Source organism: Pseudomonas sp. CBS (assembly GCF_024734645.1).
Lineage (GTDB): Bacteria > Pseudomonadota > Gammaproteobacteria > Pseudomonadales > Pseudomonadaceae > Aquipseudomonas.
Map to the genome: position 1 here is coordinate 3408044 of NZ_CP102929.1, position 18001 is coordinate 3426044.

Sequence of the window (18001 nt, forward strand, 5' to 3'; positions counted from 1 at the left end):
ACTATTTGGCGCTCTGTCTGTATAGCTCAATTCGAAAAGGAGGTTTGTAACTTAAGGTTAACGAGGTAGGAGCGAGCTGGCTCGTGAAGAACGTCGACGATAATGCGCGCTATCTGGATGCACGCGGTGTCCTTGCGTTTTTCGCGAGCAAGCTCGCTCCTACAGGGGGGTGGATCAGGGCAGCACGGTCCAGATGGCAAAACCGGCGTACCACAGCACGGCGGCGCGCAACAGCAATTCCCAGATACGGTCGAGGCTGTTGATACCCTCAGGCCCCGCCACCGGCGGCGGGATTTCAGCGGCTACCAGGCCCACCTTTTCTACCAGTTGCGCCGCGCTGATGTCCCAGCTCAGCAACTCATGCAGCATCACCCGGCCGACCGCCACAAAGTTGCCCACCAGGGCAAAACTCGCCGCCAACAGGCGTACCGGCAACCAGTCGAAGGCATGGCGCAATTGCCCGGCACGCTCGGCCACCAGCGGGTTCTGACTGTGCTCGGTCGCCAGCGCCAGCAACCGGTAGGCCAAGGCAGCCACCGGCCCGAGGAGGAAGTACCAGAAAATCACCGCGAAGAAGCTTTGGTAGGCCTGCCATAACAGATGGCCCTGGACCCGTTCCAGCAGTTGCTCGCCACTGTCGGCGCTGATGCTCAAGTCGCGCTCGGCCACATGTTCGGCCGCTTGCAGGTCACTCCGGCGCCAGGCATCACGGAACGGGCCCAACCCGGCCAGTAGATCGCCACGGCCAAGGCTATAGATCACCACCAGCAAATGCACCGGCAGCGCCAACAGGCCATAAGCCACCGGCTCCAGCACCAACAGCAAAAGTGCCAGCAATGCCACCGGCAGCAGCACCAGCAGCGCCAGAATCAGCCATGGCCGTTTGCCCAGGCTGGCGCTTGATTCCAGCTTCGCCAGCTCCCGCAGCCAACCGCCATCACGTTGTATACGCTGGCGCAGGGCCGAGAATTTCTCGATCCATACCGCCAACACCAACACCAGAAAACTCATTGTGCGTGTCCTCCATCCTGCAAGGCGCTGCGAAAGCGCGCCCAATCAAATTCGGGTCCGGGATCGGTTTTGCGTCCCGGGGCGATATCGCTATGGCCACAAATGCGCTGGCGGGTAATGCCCGTGTACACCGCCAGCAACTGGCGCGTCAGGGCAATCAGGGATTGATACTGAGCATCGGTGAAAGGCAGGTCATCGGTACCCTCCAGTTCAATTCCCAGGGAAAAGTCGTTACACGTTTCACGGCCCTCGAAGCTCGATACGCCGGCGTGCCAGGCACGGTCCAGGCACGAAACAAATTGCGTCACCGCGCCATCACGCTCAATCAGAAAATGCGCAGAAACCCGTAGGTCGGCAATACCTTCAAAGTAGGGATGTTCCGTGACATCCAGACGATTCTGGAAAAACTCATGCACCTTGCCGGTGGCGAATTGCGCCGGTGGCAGGCTGATGTTGTGCACCACCAACAGGGAAATCTCGCCACCGGGGCGCTCGTTGAAGTTGGGTGAAGGGCAATGACGAATGCCCTGGCACCAACCGCTGGCGGGGTCCAACTGCATACAGGTTCCTTGAACGAGGCTGGGGTGCCTCAGTATGCCGCGTTCCGCTGTCCGGTTGCGATCACTTGGCGCGATGAAGTTGGCGCAGGTTGCCAATCACCGAGGCCAGGGCACGGTCAAACAGCAGCGCATCATCCAGGGTTCGCACCGCGCCGCGCTTGAACTCCAATGCCAATTCAACCGGGCTTTTTTCCAATACCTTGAGGCCGGTGCGGTTGACAAAAATACAGGTATTGGCCGGCGCAATAATCGCCGTCAGCTTGCAGCGCAGGGTGTTTTCAGCGTCTTCCTGGAATTCGACCCAGCAACCGATTCGCAGTTGGCGAACCTTGAGCAGGTCGGGGTCATCTTCCGGCAGGCTCACCGCAAGGGCCGGTGCAGCAGGGCTGAGGACGAATGCCTCACGCACTTCAACCTGCGACAGCGAAGACTGTCCATCGGTATTGCCCCGGAAAGACAGGACATGCAGCGTCTGCAACTGGGTGAAAAATTCCCGGGTAATGAAGGGATCAAACGCGGCGCCGCTCAAGCCGTCGCGCAAGGCCTTGAGCAATTCAGGCAGCTGCTCCAGCAAGTGCCGCCCCGCTTCGGTGTCTTCACTCAGGCCGACACTCCAGATCAACTCATCCATGGTGCGCAACCCGGCCGCCCATTGCGGCGAGTGTTCGCCGTGCTTCAGGCAGGCCAGCAACAGCACCTGGCTCCAGGCCTGCTGCAGGAACTGCACCACGAACTCGGGCAAGACTTTGCCCAACAGCCGCAGATTGAGAGCTTCGGCCACCCGCTGACGGGCGATTTCGGTGCGGACACGCCCTTCTTCCGCGTCACGGGTGCGTTGCTCCAGTAACTCGCTGCGGCGCCGCTCGTCATGGGTAAACGCGGTGAACTCTGCCAGCAGCTGGGAAAAAATCGCCGGGTCATCGACAAAATCGTTCAGCAAGCGCTGCACCACCTGCTCGATGTGCACGTACAAGCTGTCGCGCTGATAGCCGTCGCGCCGGCTCCAGCCCATGGCTGCCGCAGCGATTTCATTGAGCAGGCGTCGCGCCGGGTGGTTGGCGTGACTGAAAAAACTCTTGTCGAGCACCGCCACTTTCAACATCGGAATCTGCAGGCGGGCGATCAGGGCCTTGAGGGACTCGGGCACCGTACTGTCATCGAGAATGAACTCGAAGAGCATGGCGATCAGGTTGATCACGTCCTCGTCGGCGTCCTCAACCACCCGCGACTTGCCGCTCTTTACGCTGACCCGGGTCAGCAATTGTTCAAGCTGGTTGCGCAGGTCGAAATCATCCTCCACCTCGGGCTCAGGTACGTATTGCTGCAAATGGGAGAGCAGGCGCAGCAGGTCACGGGTGGAGATTGGCTGGGTCTCGGCGCTGGCCTCAAGGGTGGGCGCCACACTGCCGCGCACGGCGGACAGCAACTCTTGCAGCGCCGCGAATACTTCCTGCTCGCTGTCGTCTGCTGGACGGCCGGTAATCGGCGGCGTGTCTTCAGGCAAATCGGCGGGAGCGACAGCACGCCGCGAGGGTACCGCCTTGAGTTCAGGCAGTACGCCGGTGGCGATCAACAACTGATTGGCTTCGCCGTACAACAGATCAGCGTCACTGAGGACGTATTTTTCAAACAGTTTGAGGATGATCAGCTTGACCCGAATTTCCACGCCAAGGCTGCGGCCCGCTTGCAGAAAGAACGCGCAGAGCATTGCCGGGCCCAGGGGGTTGTCCCGATCATCCATGTGCCTGTCGAGCAATGCGTTCAAACGCGCCGTCAACTGCCCAAGGGCCAGGCCATCGCGGCGCAGCACCTTGCCCAGCATGGCCTCGAGGGCAACGGCTTTTTCCAGCTCGTCGCCGGAGACGCCGGGCACCGCCGCGTAGGACACCACCGGAATCAGTTGCAGCTCACCGCGCTCCACGTTGCCAAGATTGGCAAACGCCTCGTAAAGCTGCCCCATGAAGCCGCGCTCGAAATTCTTGCGCTTGAGGCGCAAGTCACGCATGGCCTCAAAGAAAATGCCGTGGTCGACATTGCTGCGGGACTTGTCGGCCATTTCGAACAGGGTGTCGTCGGCGTTATCAAACAGCTCCTGCAAGCCCTGCCTGAGTTGCTGCGCCGCCTTGTCACGGACCTGGAGCAATACCACCGGCAGGCGGGCGAGCGGCGACGGCGTCGCCCGTGCCTTACTGATCGGCACCACCTTCCCGTCTTTATGCATCCTGGCCTCCTGAAACGGCGGTATTCAAGTGTGTGAAAGATCGGTGCGGCAACGGGGGCAAAGCACCCCGAAACACTGCGAAAATCGGGCTATCACTGTAACGTCAAAGCTATGACGCCAATTGCAAGGCGCGAGATTATCTTGCAAATGAGGGTTGTTGCGCCAGCAAACTCTGTAATCACCGGGTAAATGAGCACCTCAAGCAGTGCCGGTAGCACGTGCCGCCTTGGGTTCAGGCCCGCCCTGCCCCTATAATCCAGGCACTTTGTTTGTGGAGCCTGTCATGCCCAATCTTCGTCTAGCCGACCTGACCGCCGAAATCGAAGCCAACGTGCGTCGCGCACTGTTGGAAGATATCGGCAGTGGGGATATCACCGCACAACTGATCCCGGCCGAACGCCTGGCGAAGGCCACGATCATCACTCGCGATGCCGCTGTCATCAGCGGCACGGCCTGGGTGGAAGCGGTGTTTCGCCAGCTGGACCCACGCGTCGCCGTGCATTGGCAGGTGCGCGACGGTGAGCGCGTCAGCCCGAACCAGGTGCTGTTTCACCTCGAAGGCCCGGCCCGTTCGCTGCTCAGTGGCGAGCGTTGCGCGCTGAATTTTCTGCAACTGCTTTCAGGCGTTGCCACTCGGGCCCAATATTTGGCGGACTTTGTCGCGTCCACCCAGGTCAAGCTGCTGGATACTCGCAAGACCCTGCCCGGCCTGCGCCTGGCGCAGAAGTACGCGGTGACCTGCGGCGGTTGCCACAACCACCGCATCGGTCTGTATGACGCGTTCCTGATCAAGGAAAACCATATCGCGGCCTGTGGCGGCATTGCCCAGGCCATCAGCGCCGCCCACAAGATCGCCCCGGGCAAGCCGGTGGAAATCGAAGTGGAAAGCCTGGAGGAACTGCGCGAAGCACTGGCGGCGGGCGCCGACATCATCATGCTGGATGAGCTGAGCCTGGATGACATGCGCGAAGCGGTGCGCCTGAACGGCGGCAAAGCCAAGCTGGAAGCCAGTGGCGGGATCAACGAAAGCACCCTGCTGCCCATCGCTGAAACCGGCGTGGACTACATCTCCATCGGGGCAATGACCAAGGATGTGAAGGCGGTGGATTTGTCGATGCGGCTTAGCCTCTGAAACGCCTTCAAATCTAAGCGCAAGCTTTTGTGGCGAGGGAGCTTGCTCCCGCTGGGTTGCGAAGCGACCCCAAAAACCTTGGGAGCGCTGCGCACTCCAGCGGGAGCAAGCTGCCTCGCCACATTAAGCTCGTATCAGATCGCGAGGTTGTTCATCCCGCAATACTCGTTCCAGTCCACACCCAGCACCTCGGCGGCCTCCTTGTGCAAAGCCAGGCGTGCCGCCTCGAACTCTTCCGGGGTGGTGGTGTACTTCAGGGTGAGTTCCCACGGCTGCAGGCCCTGGGCCTCGGCCTCATCTTCAAATGACCATTGGATCTGGTCCCTTTGATCATCGGCGCTCAGGTCCTTGATCTCATCCAGCAGTTCCGGCGACTCCGCAACGTACTTTTTGAGGGCTGCTTCGTGCCGCGCTTCCTGGGTCATTTCTTGTATGGTCATGTCGTTCTCTTAGATCGAGGAATGGGGATGCATCTGGGTCATCAAGGTTTCGCAGATACAAAAGAACAGGCATGAATACCGGTTCGTCTGGCCTTCAGAACCATTCTGGGATCATCTGAAAACTGTGTTGCCTTTGTGCCCGAGACAGGAATCGAACCTGCGACCTTCGCGTTACGAGTGCGCTGCTCTACCGGCTGAGCTACACGGGCGGTGGGCTAAAGCTAGCACTGCCTTGGGCGTCCGGCAACTCACTGCTTTGGGAGGGCAATCACACCCTGCGCCCAAAAGCGCGGCTGCAGGTGATCTTGGCCCAAGCCCATATAGTGCTGGATACGCTCTGTGAGGTGGGGCACGTCACGGATTGCAATGAACACCAACATGCCAACGGACACGACACTCGCCGCCGTCCACATTTTGGCCAGGATCGGCGACGGCGTGACCGCTGGAGTTCGCCACACATGCAGTGCCATCAGCCACCCGGCCACCAGCGACAGCCAGAGTTGCGAAACAGGCATCACGATCACGCCATCCACCATGGCTTGGGTCAGCGCACCGACCAGCGAGGCAAACAGGCACAAGCGCAGCAGGTCCACGGGTGCCCACGACAACACCCGATCGCGTAACACACCGATGGTTGCCCACCCTGCCCACGTAACCAACGCGATCACACCTAGCGTTGACGGCACACCCCATTCGCTGGCCCATTGCAGAATCGCCTGATGAGGGTGAGCAGCAATGTCGTTGGCGATGTCGGCAAAATGCATCGGCCCGAAACCCAGCCAAGGACGCTCAAGAATCATGTGCCAGGCCTGCCACCAGATAGGTCCACGCCCGGACAAACTGGTCGTCAGGCGGTCTGCGGCAGCGTTGGAAATTTCAATCCCCAGGTACCTTGCCAGCACGCTGAACACCAGCCAGTACAGCAACAATCCGCAGGCCAGTGCGGCCAACTGCAAGACCACCCAGCGGCGACCCTGCAGCCCCAAAAACATCAAGACGGAGCCCGCAACGCCCATACCCAGCCACGTGCCGCGGGTACCACCACTGATCGCGATCAGCCACCACACGCAGAGCAGCGCAAACACCGCGGCCCGTGCTGGACGAGCGACGTTTGAAACCAGTAAGGGAAGTGCCAGCAGTGGCAGGGTGAAGGTCTGGAACTGACCGTAGAAGCGCTTGTTGGAAAATCCGGACAACAGCAAATCGGGGTCTACGACCGATTCGCCACTGGTAAACGCGAGGACACCTGCGTGCAGATATTGAATGCTTTTAATCATGCACAAGAGCAATACGAACAGGATCAAGACACGATCCAGGGACTCATCCCCGTTGCGCCTGGCCCGGCTGAAAGCCACGGCAATGGCGCCACAACTGATGAGCAGCGCCAGTTCGGTCAACGCCCAGAGCGGCTGATGGGCCAACAGCGCCGAAACCAGGCCCGCCAACCCAATCAGCAACACCCCGAGCACTGTCGGCCTATCAACGCATCGCCCGACCTGCGGCAAGCACAGCCCATACACCACCGCACATGTCGCCACCGCTATCTGCACCACACGTTGCCAATCGTGGCCACTGAACGGCGCGCAGATAGCCAGCGTCAGCAGGCACACAACCACGACGAGGAAAGTATTCCCCCGCTGCTGAACGGACAACGTCATCGGCAACCTCTACTTCCTTGTGGCGTGTGCGGAACGAGTTGCGTACACGCTCTCGATTGTTGCGTAAACAGTAGACGGTCTCAGGGTCAGGCGCCGCCGGCGGTACAACCTTTGGCAGCGTATTGGTCTTCTGCCGTGGTGGTGCACTTCCAGCCAGACGTGGCACTACGGGTCAAGGTGATGATTTTGCCCAGGACCGGCGCGGGTGCGTCGAGGATTTCACAGGCAATCGTGCCAGCACCGGTGGCGATGTCGCCGGTCACGTCAATCTTGCAGTTGGCCGTTGGGCTGGTCCCGCCGATCAACCCCAGGGTGGGTGGCGTACCCTGGTTCAGCGTGTCTTCAAAGCCGGCCTTCAATGCGGAGACCTCGGCCAGCCCAGCGGTGAACTTGGCCTTGGCCTGGTGCTTGGTATACATGGGCAGGCCAATGGTGGCCAAAATGCCGATGATTGCCACGACGATCAACAATTCGATCAAGGTAAAACCTTTCTGACGCATCACATTCACTCTCCAGAATAAAACCTATCGCGAGGCGCGTCCTGCACCCCGTCTCGGCAACCGCGCCAGTGTACTCACCCCTGCGCAGCCGATGCTGAACAAGACGCACAAATTGACATTTTTTCGCTCGAGACTCCCCGGCCCGAGTCCGTCACCTGACTAAGCTATAAATCTTCCACTGTCTGTGTGCGGAACTGCGAAATGAATGATGTTTCAGCGATCTATACCTGGGAAGGCGTCAACCGCAACGGGCGCAAGGTCTCGGGAGAAACCAGCAGTCACAACCCTGCACTGGTCAAAGCACTGTTGCGTCAACAAGGCATCAACCCTGGCCGCGTACGCAAAAAATCCGCGGGCTGGCCAAGTCTTGCTCCGTCGGTCAAACCCGTGGAGATTGCCCTCTTCACCCGCCAGCTGGCGACGCTCTTAAAAGCCGGCATCGCGCTTCTGCAAGCACTGGATATCATCGCCGAAGGCTTCGAAAACCGGCACATGCGCACACTGGTACAAAGCTTGAAGCAGGAGATCGCCGCTGGCAGCAGCCTGTCTGTCGCGTTGCAGAAACAGCCCCGATACTTCGACGAACTGTACTGCAACCTGATTGCGGCGGGGGAGCAGGCGGGCGCGCTCGAAGCGCTGTTGGAACGAGTCGCCACCCACCTGGAAAAAAGCGAGCAGTTGAAAGCCAGAATCAAAAAGGCGATGACCTATCCCATGACGGTGCTGGCAGTCGCCACCCTTGTCAGTGCGATCCTGCTGATTCACGTTGTGCCCCAGTTCCAGGGCCTGTTTGCCGGCGTCGACGCGCAGCTGCCGGGCTTTACCTTGGCGGTCATCAGCCTGTCGGAGTTCATGCAACACAACGGGTGGATACTGATTTTGGCCGCGGGCACCGGTTTCGCAGGACTGCGCAAAGCCTATCGCTCGTCCACAGGCTTTCGCCATTGGCTCGATGCCAGTTTGTTGAAAGCACCGGTGGCAGGCACACTGCTGAAAAAATCGGCGCTCGCCCGCTACGCCCGCACGCTCTCGACTACCTTTGCAGCCGGCGTACCCCTGGTGCAAGCATTGGACTCCGTGGCCGGCGCTACGGGTAATGGACTGTTCAAACAGGCAATCAATCGTATGCGGCACGACGTATCAACCGGAACGCAATTAAATGAATCCATGGCCGTAAGCGGCCTGTTTCCAGGCATGGCGATCCAGATGACCGCGATCGGCGAGGAGTCGGGCACCCTCGACACCATGCTGGAAAAAGTCGCCAGCCACTACGAGGCCGACGTCGACAACCTGGTGGATAACCTCACGAGCCTGATGGAGCCGCTGATCATGGTGGTACTCGGGGGCATCGTCGGGGCATTGGTACTCGCCATGTACCTGCCGATCTTTCAACTCGGTACCGCCTTTTGAGCACGCCACTGACTGAGATCCTTGTTTATCAGCCATGGTTTTTTGTATCAGGCGCGTTGCTGCTGGGCTTGATTGTCGGCAGCTTTATCAACGTGCTGGTTTGGCGCCTGCCGAAGATGCTGGAGCGTGAATGGCGAGCCCAGGCCCATGAAGTCCTTGGCCTTCCCGCCGAGCCCATCACGGCGCCCTATAACCTGATGCGCCCCAACTCCTGTTGCCCACACTGCAACCACCCGATTCGCCCTTGGGAGAATATTCCGCTGCTCAGTTACCTACTGCTCAGAGGGCGCTGCTCAAGTTGCCATTCACCTATCAGCGCGCGTTACCCCTTCACCGAATTGGCGTGCGGGTTGATCTCGGCGGTTGTCGCCTGGCATTTCGGTTTCGGCTGGGCAGCCGGCGCGGTGATGGTGTTGAGTTGGGGCTTGCTGGCGATGAGCCTGATTGACGTAGACCACCAACTGCTGCCGGATGTGCTGGTGCTGCCGTTGCTGTGGCTGGGCCTGATCCTCAACAGCTTTGGCGTTTTTGTGTCATTGCCCGATGCGCTGTGGGGCACCGTGGCCGGGTACATGAGCCTGTGGTCGGTGTTCTGGCTGTTCAAGCTGATCACCGGCAAGGACGGAATGGGTTACGGGGATTTCAAGCTTCTGGCCATGCTCGGCGCCTGGGGCGGCTGGCAGATCCTGCCGATGACGCTGCTGCTGTCGTCCCTGGTGGGCGTGATGGGCGGCCTGATTCTATTGCGTCTGCGCAAAGCCCAAGTGTCGGTTCCAATGCCTTTTGGTCCGTATCTGGCAATTGCCGGCTGGATTGCATTGCTCTGGGGTGGTCAAATAACCGACTTCTATTTGCAGTCTGTCGGTTTCAGATGACCACTTCTGTTGCAACACCCTGGATTCTTGGCCTCACTGGCGGCATCGGCAGTGGCAAAAGCGCGGCAGCCGAACACTTCGTACGGCTCGGCGTGGACCTGATTGACGCCGACCATGCCGCGCGCTGGGTCGTCGAGCCCGGGCGTCCGGCCCTGGCGAAAATTGCCAGGCATTTCGGTGCAAGCGTGCTGCAGCCTGATGGGCAGTTGGACCGTGGAGCATTGCGCAAGCTGATCTTCGAAGTGCCCGAAGAACGCCTCTGGCTGGAAGCATTGCTGCACCCGCTGATCGCCGAGGAGATTCGCAGCCATCTGGCACGCGCCAAATCGCCTTACGCGATTCTGGTGTCACCGTTGCTGATCGAGTCCGGCCAGTACACCATGACCCAGCGGGTGCTGGTGATCGACGTGCCGCAATCGTTGCAGATTCAGCGTACCCTGCAGCGCGATGGCATCAGCGAAGCGCAGGTGCAGGCGATTCTCAAGGCCCAGGCCACCCGTGAAGACCGCCTGCTCCATGCCGATGACGTACTGGTCAATGACCAGGACCTGGCCCGGCTGCATGCCGAGGTCGAGCGACTGCACCACTTTTACCTTACTTTGCGTGGAGGCCGATCATGAGCCAACCCTTGACCGTCGAATGCCCAACCTGCGGCGCACCCGTGGAATGGAAAGCGGAAAACCCCAACCGTCCGTTCTGCTCGGACCGTTGCAAACTGATCGACCTGGGCGCCTGGGCGTCGGAAGAACACAAGATCCCGGTCAGCCCGGACGCCGAGGACGAACTGTTCTCAGAAGACTTTCAGCCCAAACACTAAGGCCGCATAAAGCCATAGTCCTGCTGGTCGTCGAGATTCTCTGCGAGGTATTGCAGCTCGTCGGCCAGGTCTTCAAAACTGCGCACGCCTTTGCTCTGCTGTACCACCGCACTGAGCATGGCGCGCAGGGTCAAGCCCGGGTCAAAGCCGATTTCCTGCGCCGCGTCCTGGCTTCTGCGTAACTCTTGCCGTGCCCACTCGTACACACCCATGATTCCGTGCTCCTGGAGATTTTGCAGAGCATGCGACCACTGGCGTGTGCGGGATTTGACCTGGATCAAGGCCGCGGATCGTCATCCTTCCAGGGCGCCGAGAGGTAGCGGGTGCGGTTGAATGTCTCCAGCCACTCAGGGCAAAACACCACCAGGGCGCTGATCACCATGCCGTTGATGAAGGCCTCGGGAAAGATGATCAGCCACAGGTACCCGACGAAATCCTCGATCCACTCCGGCATCGCGAAACGACCGTCGAACCACAACAAGCCCAGGCCCACCAGCAGGCACATCAAGGCCGACAGCGCAGCGGCGAAAAAGCCCGAACAGAAGATATACACAAAGGGATTACGTGGCTTCGCCCGCTCCACCAGCAACGCACAGCCTTCGGTGACCAGCACCGGCAACAGGACCAGCAGCATGCCGTTGATTCCCACGGCCGCCAGGTCCTGGCGACCGAGCAATACCAGGCCGAGCTGTGCGGCAAACCCGCCGACGATCGCCAGGGGCCAATCAAGCAGCAAGGTCACGGCGGTCATGCCGATGAAGTGGTAGGACACCCCTGTATCGAAATCCCGGCGGACCAGCCACAACATGAACAGCGCGAACACCGTGCCAAACAGCAAGTGCTGGCGCCGCCGGTCGGCAAACAGCTCGACCCAGGGCGAACGCAGGAGCGCCCACATCACCACTGGCGCATACAGCAGCCAGCCGATGCTGAGGGTTTCCGGCGCCAGCACCGCTGCGCTGATCACGGCTGCACCTGCTCCAGGGCCTGGCGCAGTTCAGCGGCAGAGTCGTACTCGTGCTGCGCCACCAACTTCCCATGATCCAGTTGCAGCCACAGCACTTTATCCACAGGTGCCGGATAGCGCGGGGTTACACGGGCATCACGGTCGAGCATGACGCGATAGTTGTAGGCCTGCATGGCCGGTACCGCGAACATCTTCGCAATCAGCCGAGGCATGCGCTGGATATCGGCGAGAAACACCGCATGCCGTGCTTCCAGATAACCTTTGGGCTGGCCCTGCAGCGCCGCGTCGACGATTTTGGCGGCGTCCATGCTGCGCGCCACCAGCAAGATTTGCGCCTGGTCATCCAGGGTGTAGGCCTGGTCGAACTGGTCAAGCAAGGTCCAGGGGGCAACACGCTCACCCACTTCGACGGCCTGGGCCCAAACAGGCAAAAGACTCAAGAACAGCACCACAAAAAACTTCACTGCACACTCCTCATGCCACGGGAAACTGTCGAGTGGCCAGTCTACACCGACCTTTTGACGCGGGACTTCCTGCGGTCATCATTTGGACGCTAAGCTGGTGACATGGATGACTCAGATTATTTGCGCCTGCTCACCGTAGCGGCCGAACAAGCCAACGCGTTCCTGTCCAATGCCCGCAAATGGGAGCGTGAGCGTTGGGTCTGCCAGCGCCTGTTGCAAGGCTTGAACGTGCCCTACCGCGCTGAAGAGTTCCACGCCGCCGGGCAAGAGCCGCCGGACGTGCTGTTTCGCGACGCCAGTTTCGAGGTGTTTTTCGTGCTCGACGAAGGACGGCGCCTGAACGATGAGTGGCGCGACGAACTGTTGCGTCGGCGCAGTGCGTTCTCCCTGAGCCAGCTGGTTCGACGAGAGGCCAAGCCCCGGCGCATTCCCGCCCACGAATTCCTGCTGCGCCTGGCGCCGACCCTGCGCAAGAAGGCCCACAACTATAAAGAGCGTGGCATGGACCTGGGGGAGCTGGACCTCATTGCCTTCGCCAGCCTCAAGCGCGAAGTACTCGACCTCAACAGTCATTTCCCGCCGCCCACCGAGTACCTGCGCCAGGGCTGGCGTTCGCTGTCCCTGGTGGGCCCGACGTTTGCTCGCGTTTTGTTCGCGCATCCGGACGCGCCGGACTTCTTGCGCAACAATCTGGGGCGCAGCATAGTGTTCGATGTGGGCATCAGCCTGTGATCGGGTCAACGACTATGCTTCTGTCGATGCCGCCAATCACCCGACTGTAACGTGGCGCCCTTTAGCAACGTCTACCTGACGAGGCCTTTATGACCAGCCGCCTGAACCCCGACGACCAACAGCATGTCGAAGAGTACCTGCAACTGTCCCAGAACCAAGTCGAGCGCAAGCCTTTCCGGCCCTGGCTGCTCCTTGCCGTGGTGGTGGTTGCAGTGATCGGCCTGGGTTTGCTGAGCCGCCTTCTGAGTTACCTGACGCTATGAGCTGCCTTGCGCTCGCTCGGGTAACCGTACCGATTTCTTTTAGCCTTGCGAGATATCCCCATGACCCATCGTATTATTATCGTCGGCGGCGGCGCCGGCGGCCTGGAGTTGGCTACCCGCCTGGGTAAGACTCTGGGCAAGCGCGGCACCGCCAGCATCACGCTGGTGGACGCCAACCTCACCCATATCTGGAAACCCTTGCTCCACGAAGTGGCGGCCGGCTCGCTGAACTCTTCGGAAGACGAACTCAATTATGTTGCCCAGGCAAAATGGAACCACTTCGAGTTTCAGCTGGGGCGCATGAGCGGGCTTGATCGCGAGCAGAAAAAAATCCAGCTGGCCGCCACCCTCGACGAAGAAGGCCGTGAACTGGTGCCCGCGCGCGTGCTGGACTACGACAGCCTGGTGATCGCCGTCGGCAGCACCACCAATGACTTCGGCACCGAAGGCGCGGCGCAACACTGCCTGTTCCTCGACACCCGCAAGCAAGCCGAGCGCTTCCATCAGCAATTGCTCAACCACTATCTGCGCGCCCATGCCGGGCAGACGGACGTGGTAGAGCAGATCAGCGTCGCCATCGTCGGCGCCGGCGCCACCGGGGTCGAGCTGGCTGCCGAGCTGCATAACGCCGCCCATGAGCTGGCTGCCTATGGCCTGGACAAGATCAAGCCGGAAAACATGCACATCACCCTGATCGAAGCCGGCCCACGGGTGTTGCCTGCCCTGCCGGAGCGTATTGGCGGGCCTGTGCATAAAACCCTGGAGAAACTCGGAGTGACGGTACTGACCAACTCCGCCGTGAGTGAAGTGACATCCGACGCCCTTATCACCAGCAGCGGCCAGGTGATTCCGGCCAGCCTGAAGGTCTGGGCTGCCGGAATTCGCGCGCCGGGCTTCCTCAAGGACATTGACGGCCTGGAAACGAACCGCATCAACCAGTTGCAGGTGCTGCCGACCCTGCAAACCACCCGTGACGAGAATATTTTCGCCTTTGGTGATTGCGCGGCCTGCCCGCAACCCGGCACCGACCGCAATGTGCCGCCACGAGCCCAAGCGGCTCACCAACAGGCGTCGTTGCTGGCCAAATCGCTGAAACTGCGTATCGAGGGCAAGGATCTGCCGTCGTATAAGTACACCGACTACGGCTCGCTGATTTCGCTGTCGCGTTTTTCGGCTGTGGGTAACTTGATGGGTAACCTGACCGGCAGCGTGATGCTGGAAGGCTGGCTGGCGCGGATGTTTTATGTGTCGCTGTACCGCATGCACCAGATGGCGCTGTATGGCTTCTTCCGCACGGCGATGCTGATGCTGGGGAGCAAGATCGGGCGAGGCACTGAGCCGCGCCTGAAACTGCACTGACAGCACGTTCCCGGATAGGACTCGGTTAGTGTGGGAGCGGGCTTGCTCGCGAAAGCGGTGGTTCAGTGCCAGATGTACTGACTGACACACCGCTTTCGCGAGCAAGCCCGCTCCCACATTTGTTTTGTGGTGTGGCCAGGATTCCGCGCACAAAAAAAATCCCCGTATCTTTCGATACGAGGATTTTTAATATGGTCGGGGTAAGGGGATTCGAACTCCTGACATCCTGCTCCCAAAGCAGGCGCGCTACCGGACTGCGCTATACCCCGGTAAAAAAAAGGCGACCTCTCAGTCGCCTTCTTCGATCAGCGCTTTTGGCCTCTGATCTTAAGATTCGATTCCAGCGTTAACTGGTCTCAAAAATGGTGGGTCGTGTGGGATTCGAACCTACGACCAATTGGTTAAAAGCCAACTGCTCTACCAACTGAGCTAACGACCCAAATATGGTCGGGGTAAGGGGATTCGAACTCCTGACATCCTGCTCCCAAAGCAGGCGCGCTACCGGACTGCGCTATACCCCGGTTTTGAAATTGGCTCCGTGACCAGGACTCGAACCTGGGACCCAATGATTAACAGTCATTTGCTCTACCGACTGAGCTATCACGGAACTACATATTTCAAAGTGTTACGTTGTTGCTTGTTACCTTCTCTTCGACCCTTCCGTATCGCTACGTTAGTGTCTCTGAGGCGCGCTATTCTACAATCTTAAAAACCCCTGTCAACCCTTTAAATTGCTTTTAAGACAATGATTTGCGCTTCTTTCTGATTTCTCCTTGGGGAGAAGAAACCGTTGGGCTGACGTTGCTGCGGGGCGCACTTTACAAGCCTTTGCCTTACAGTTCAACGCCCTATCGAAAAAAAAGGCCCCGCAATGCGGGGCCTCTTCTTATAGCAGTACCACTCGAGCTTAGTGGAAGACGATTTCGTCGTTCTCCACCGTCGCCTCGACGCTGGTGCCCGGCATGAAGCTGCCCGACAGGATCAACTGTGCCAGCGGGTTCTCGATCCAGCGCTGGATCGCACGCTTCAACGGCCGTGCGCCATACACCGGGTCGTAACCGACGGCGATCAGCTTGTCCAAGGCCTCGCGGCTGAGGTCCAGGGACAACTCGCGCTCCGCCAGACGGCTGCGCAGGCGGCCCAGCTGGATCTCGGTGATGCCCGCGATCTGATCCCGCGCCAGAGGCTCGAAGATCACCACTTCGTCGACCCGGTTGATGAACTCCGGCCGGAAGTGACTGGTCAGCGCGTCCATCACGGCTGCGCGCTGGGCTTCACGATCACCCACCAGTTCCTGGATCTGTACCGAACCCAGGTTGGAGGTCATCACGATCACCGTATTACGGAAGTCCACGGTACGTCCGTGACTGTCCGTCAGGCGGCCATCTTCCAGCACTTGCAGCAACACGTTGAACACATCCGGGTGGGCCTTCTCGACCTCGTCCAGAAGGATCACCGAGTAAGGCTTGCGCCGCACAGCCTCGGTCAGGTAACCGCCCTCCTCGTACCCTACATAGCCTGGTGGCGCCCCGATCAGGCGGGCCACGGAATGTTTCTCCATGAACTCGGACATATCGATCCGCACCATCGCCTCTTCAGTATCAAAGAGGAACTCGGCCAAGGCCTTGCACAGCTCAGTCTTACCCACACCGGTCGGGCCGAGGAACATAAACGAGCCGCTCGGACGGTTCGGGTCGGACAACCCGGCTCGGGAACGCCGTACCGCGTTGGACACCGCAATCACCGCCTCGTCCTGGCCGATAACGCGCTGGTGCAACAGGCTTTCCATCTTCAACAGCTTGTCGCGCTCGCCCTCGAGCATTTTCGACACCGGGATACCGGTCCACTTCGAGACGACTTCGGCGATTTCTTCCTCAGTCACCTTACTGCGCAGCAGCTGGTTCTCAGGCTTGCCGTGCTGGTCGACCATCTGCAGGCTGCGCTCCAGGTCCGGGATCACCCCGTACTGCAACTCGGCCATGCGGTTCAGGTCGCCTTTACGGCGCGCGGCTTCCAGTTCCTGACGGGACTGCTCGATCTTCTGCTGGATCTGCGCAGAACCCTGCACTTCGGCCTTTTCCGAGGTCCAGATTTCTTCGAGGTCCGAATACTCACGCTCGAGGCGAACAATTTCTTCCTGAAGTTTTTCCAGGCGTTTCTTCGCCGGCTCATCCTCTTCTTTCTTTAGGGCCTGGGATTCAACTTTCAGCTGAATCAGGCGCCGATCCAGACGGTCCAGCACTTCGGGCTTCGAATCGATCTCCATCCGAATACGGCTGGCCGCTTCGTCGATCAAGTCGATGGCCTTGTCCGGCAACTGACGGTCAGTGATATAGCGATGGCTCAACTTCGCCGCCGCAATGATCGCGCCGTCGGTGATCGCGACTTTATGGTGGACCTCATACCGCTCTTTCAGGCCACGCAGAATGGCGATGGTGTCTTCTTCGCTCGGTTCTTCCACCAGTACTTTCTGGAAGCGACGCTCAAGGGCCGCATCCTTCTCGATGTACTGGCGATATTCGTTCAGCGTGGTTGCACCGACGCAATGCAACTCACCACGCGCCAAGGCTGGCTTGAGCATGTTGCCCGCATCCATCGAACCTTCGCCTTTACCGGCGCCGACCATGGTGTGCAGTTCGTCAATAAACAGAATGATCTGCCCTTCCTGCTTCGACAGTTCATTCAGCAGGGATTTCAGGCGCTCTTCGAACTCGCCACGGAACTTGGCACCGGCAATCAGCGACCCCATGTCCAGGGACAGCAGGCGCTTGCCTTTAAGGCCATCCGGCACTTCGCCATTAATGATGCGCTGGGCCAGGCCTTCGGCAATGGCGGTTTTACCCACGCCAGGTTCGCCGATCAGCACCGGGTTGTTCTTGGTGCGACGCTGCAGGACCTGGATGGTGCGACGAATCTCATCGTCACGACCGATCACCGGGTCGAGCTTGCCCTCTTCGGCGCGCTTGGTCAGGTCGACGGTGTATTTGTCCAGCGCTTGGCGAGACTCCTCGTGGTTAGGGTCATTTACCGCTTCGCCGCCACGCAGATTGTTGATGGCATTTTCCAGGGCTTTTTTGCTCACGCCCTGGCCCAGCAACAATCTGCCGAGCTTGCTGTTGTCGTCCATCGCGGCGAGCAGCACCACTTCACTGGAAATGAACTGGTCACCCTTCTGCTGGGCCAGGCGGTCTGCCTGATTCAACAGGCGCGCCAAATCCTGGGACATGTTCACGTCGCCAGTAGGATTTTGGATTTTCGGCAGTTGGTCGAGCTCTTTGCTCAACTCCTTGCGCAGGCTGTTGACGTCAAAGCCCACCTGCATCAGCAAAGGCTTGATGGAACCGCCTTGCTGCTCCAGGAGCGCTTGCATCAAGTGCGCAGGCTCAATGGCCGAATGGTCCAGGCCAACCGCCAGAGATTGGGCGTCAGATAAAGCCAACTGCAATTTGCTGGTTAAACGATCAATACGCATTAGTCACCTTCCTTTTGAGCAGGCCGGAGCTATGAACAAACACATCCTGAATGAAGAAACCTGCCAGATACCCCTATAGATGGGGTGGATTCTGGAAGATTCAAGCTACGGATAGTTGAC

18 protein-coding genes and 5 tRNA genes are annotated in these 18001 nt (G+C 59.6%); 8 read left to right on the forward strand and 15 right to left on the reverse strand.

All coding sequences use genetic code 11. The features are described from left to right. Positions 1-174 precede the first annotated feature (174 nt). The 3 genes from ampE to NVB75_RS15465 form a co-directional block, all read right to left on the reverse strand. Positions 175-1011, reverse strand: coding sequence for a regulatory signaling modulator protein AmpE (gene ampE, locus NVB75_RS15455; RefSeq protein ID WP_258348176.1), 837 nt, complete (start codon positions 1009-1011; stop codon positions 175-177). Next, positions 1008-1571 (reverse strand): 1,6-anhydro-N-acetylmuramyl-L-alanine amidase AmpD, encoded by a 564-nt coding sequence (ampD, locus tag NVB75_RS15460; RefSeq protein WP_258348178.1) that lies wholly within the window; start codon positions 1569-1571, stop codon positions 1008-1010. The genes ampE and ampD overlap by 4 nt, the downstream gene beginning before the upstream one ends. A gap of 61 nt (positions 1572-1632) precedes the next feature. Beyond that, on the reverse strand, positions 1633-3792 hold the full coding sequence (locus NVB75_RS15465) for a DUF1631 domain-containing protein (protein WP_258348180.1): 2160 nt from the start codon (positions 3790-3792) through the stop codon (positions 1633-1635). A gap of 283 nt (positions 3793-4075) precedes the next feature. Here NVB75_RS15465 and nadC point away from each other — a divergent pair, with 283 nt between their 5' ends. Then, a complete protein-coding gene (nadC, locus tag NVB75_RS15470) occupies positions 4076-4924 on the forward strand; it encodes a carboxylating nicotinate-nucleotide diphosphorylase (protein ID WP_010175009.1) in 849 nt (282 codons plus the stop codon). A 134-nt stretch (positions 4925-5058) separates the two neighbouring features. On the opposite strand, the gene NVB75_RS15475 is transcribed toward nadC, so the two are convergent. From NVB75_RS15475 to NVB75_RS15490, 4 genes are all read right to left on the reverse strand, one after another. Beyond that, positions 5059-5364 carry a DUF6388 family protein gene (locus tag NVB75_RS15475; protein ID WP_076016485.1) on the reverse strand — a complete coding sequence of 102 codons (306 nt, stop codon included), beginning with the start codon at positions 5362-5364 and terminating at the stop codon, positions 5059-5061. Between the two features lie 136 nt (positions 5365-5500). Then, positions 5501-5573 (reverse strand) — tRNA-Thr (locus NVB75_RS15480). A 39-nt stretch (positions 5574-5612) separates the two neighbouring features. Continuing rightward, a complete protein-coding gene (locus NVB75_RS15485; protein WP_258348186.1) occupies positions 5613-7022 on the reverse strand; it encodes an O-antigen ligase in 1410 nt (469 codons plus the stop codon). An 86-nt stretch (positions 7023-7108) separates the two neighbouring features. Further along, entirely contained in the window at positions 7109-7522 is a 414-nt protein-coding gene (locus NVB75_RS15490) for a pilin (RefSeq protein WP_275711403.1), read from the reverse strand. A gap of 201 nt (positions 7523-7723) precedes the next feature. Between NVB75_RS15490 and NVB75_RS15495 the strand changes: the two genes are divergently transcribed. Genes NVB75_RS15495 through yacG form a run of 4 tightly spaced genes read left to right on the forward strand, consistent with a single transcriptional unit; the run spans position 7724 to position 10624 of the window. Next, positions 7724-8932 carry a type II secretion system F family protein gene (locus NVB75_RS15495; RefSeq protein WP_258348190.1) on the forward strand — a complete coding sequence of 403 codons (1209 nt, stop codon included), beginning with the start codon at positions 7724-7726 and terminating at the stop codon, positions 8930-8932. Next, entirely contained in the window at positions 8929-9807 is an 879-nt protein-coding gene (locus tag NVB75_RS15500; protein ID WP_375378922.1) for a prepilin peptidase, read from the forward strand. Before NVB75_RS15495 ends, NVB75_RS15500 begins: the two co-directional genes overlap by 4 nt. Further along, a complete protein-coding gene (gene coaE, locus NVB75_RS15505) occupies positions 9804-10427 on the forward strand; it encodes a dephospho-CoA kinase (RefSeq protein ID WP_258348192.1) in 624 nt (207 codons plus the stop codon). Before NVB75_RS15500 ends, coaE begins: the two co-directional genes overlap by 4 nt. After that, the gene (gene yacG / locus NVB75_RS15510) at positions 10424-10624 is read left to right on the forward strand and encodes a DNA gyrase inhibitor YacG (RefSeq protein ID WP_063027056.1); all 201 of its coding nucleotides are present in this window, start codon (positions 10424-10426) and stop codon (positions 10622-10624) included. Before coaE ends, yacG begins: the two co-directional genes overlap by 4 nt. Here the strand turns inward: yacG and NVB75_RS15515 are convergent. From NVB75_RS15515 to NVB75_RS15525, 3 genes are all read right to left on the reverse strand, one after another. Next, complete coding sequence (locus NVB75_RS15515) at positions 10621-10836, reverse strand: hypothetical protein (protein WP_258348194.1); 216 nt, start codon at positions 10834-10836, stop codon at positions 10621-10623. The two genes, yacG and NVB75_RS15515, sit on opposite strands and share 4 nt — an antisense overlap. Before the next feature lie 65 nt (positions 10837-10901). Further along, positions 10902-11591, reverse strand: a complete 690-nt coding sequence (locus NVB75_RS15520; RefSeq protein WP_258348195.1) for an energy-coupling factor ABC transporter permease — start codon at positions 11589-11591, stop codon at positions 10902-10904. Further along, on the reverse strand, positions 11588-12055 hold the full coding sequence (locus NVB75_RS15525; RefSeq protein WP_258348196.1) for an FAD/FMN-containing dehydrogenase: 468 nt from the start codon (positions 12053-12055) through the stop codon (positions 11588-11590). Before NVB75_RS15525 ends, NVB75_RS15520 begins: the two co-directional genes overlap by 4 nt. 102 nt (positions 12056-12157) lie before the next feature. On the opposite strand from NVB75_RS15525, the gene NVB75_RS15530 reads away from it, so the two are divergent. The 3 genes from NVB75_RS15530 (at position 12158) to NVB75_RS15540 (ending at position 14409) form a co-directional block, all read left to right on the forward strand. Continuing rightward, on the forward strand, positions 12158-12787 hold the full coding sequence (locus NVB75_RS15530) for a DUF1780 domain-containing protein (RefSeq protein ID WP_008437312.1): 630 nt from the start codon (positions 12158-12160) through the stop codon (positions 12785-12787). Positions 12788-12876: 89 nt separating this feature from the next. Continuing rightward, the gene (locus NVB75_RS15535) at positions 12877-13050 is read left to right on the forward strand and encodes a DUF3094 family protein (protein WP_076016477.1); all 174 of its coding nucleotides are present in this window, start codon (positions 12877-12879) and stop codon (positions 13048-13050) included. Positions 13051-13110: 60 nt separating this feature from the next. Next, a complete protein-coding gene (locus NVB75_RS15540; RefSeq protein WP_258348198.1) occupies positions 13111-14409 on the forward strand; it encodes an NAD(P)/FAD-dependent oxidoreductase in 1299 nt (432 codons plus the stop codon). Positions 14410-14601: 192 nt separating this feature from the next. On the opposite strand, the gene NVB75_RS15545 is transcribed toward NVB75_RS15540, so the two are convergent. From NVB75_RS15545 to clpB, 5 genes are all read right to left on the reverse strand, one after another. After that, positions 14602-14678, reverse strand: a tRNA-Pro gene (locus tag NVB75_RS15545). 94 nt (positions 14679-14772) lie between these two features. Beyond that, positions 14773-14848 (reverse strand) — tRNA-Lys (locus tag NVB75_RS15550). Between the two features lie 5 nt (positions 14849-14853). Beyond that, positions 14854-14930, reverse strand: a tRNA-Pro gene (locus tag NVB75_RS15555). Between the two features lie 10 nt (positions 14931-14940). After that, positions 14941-15016 (reverse strand) — tRNA-Asn (locus tag NVB75_RS15560). A 300-nt stretch (positions 15017-15316) separates the two neighbouring features. After that, positions 15317-17881 carry an ATP-dependent chaperone ClpB gene (clpB, locus tag NVB75_RS15565; RefSeq protein ID WP_258348200.1) on the reverse strand — a complete coding sequence of 855 codons (2565 nt, stop codon included), beginning with the start codon at positions 17879-17881 and terminating at the stop codon, positions 15317-15319. Between the last annotated feature and the right edge of the window lie 120 nt (positions 17882-18001).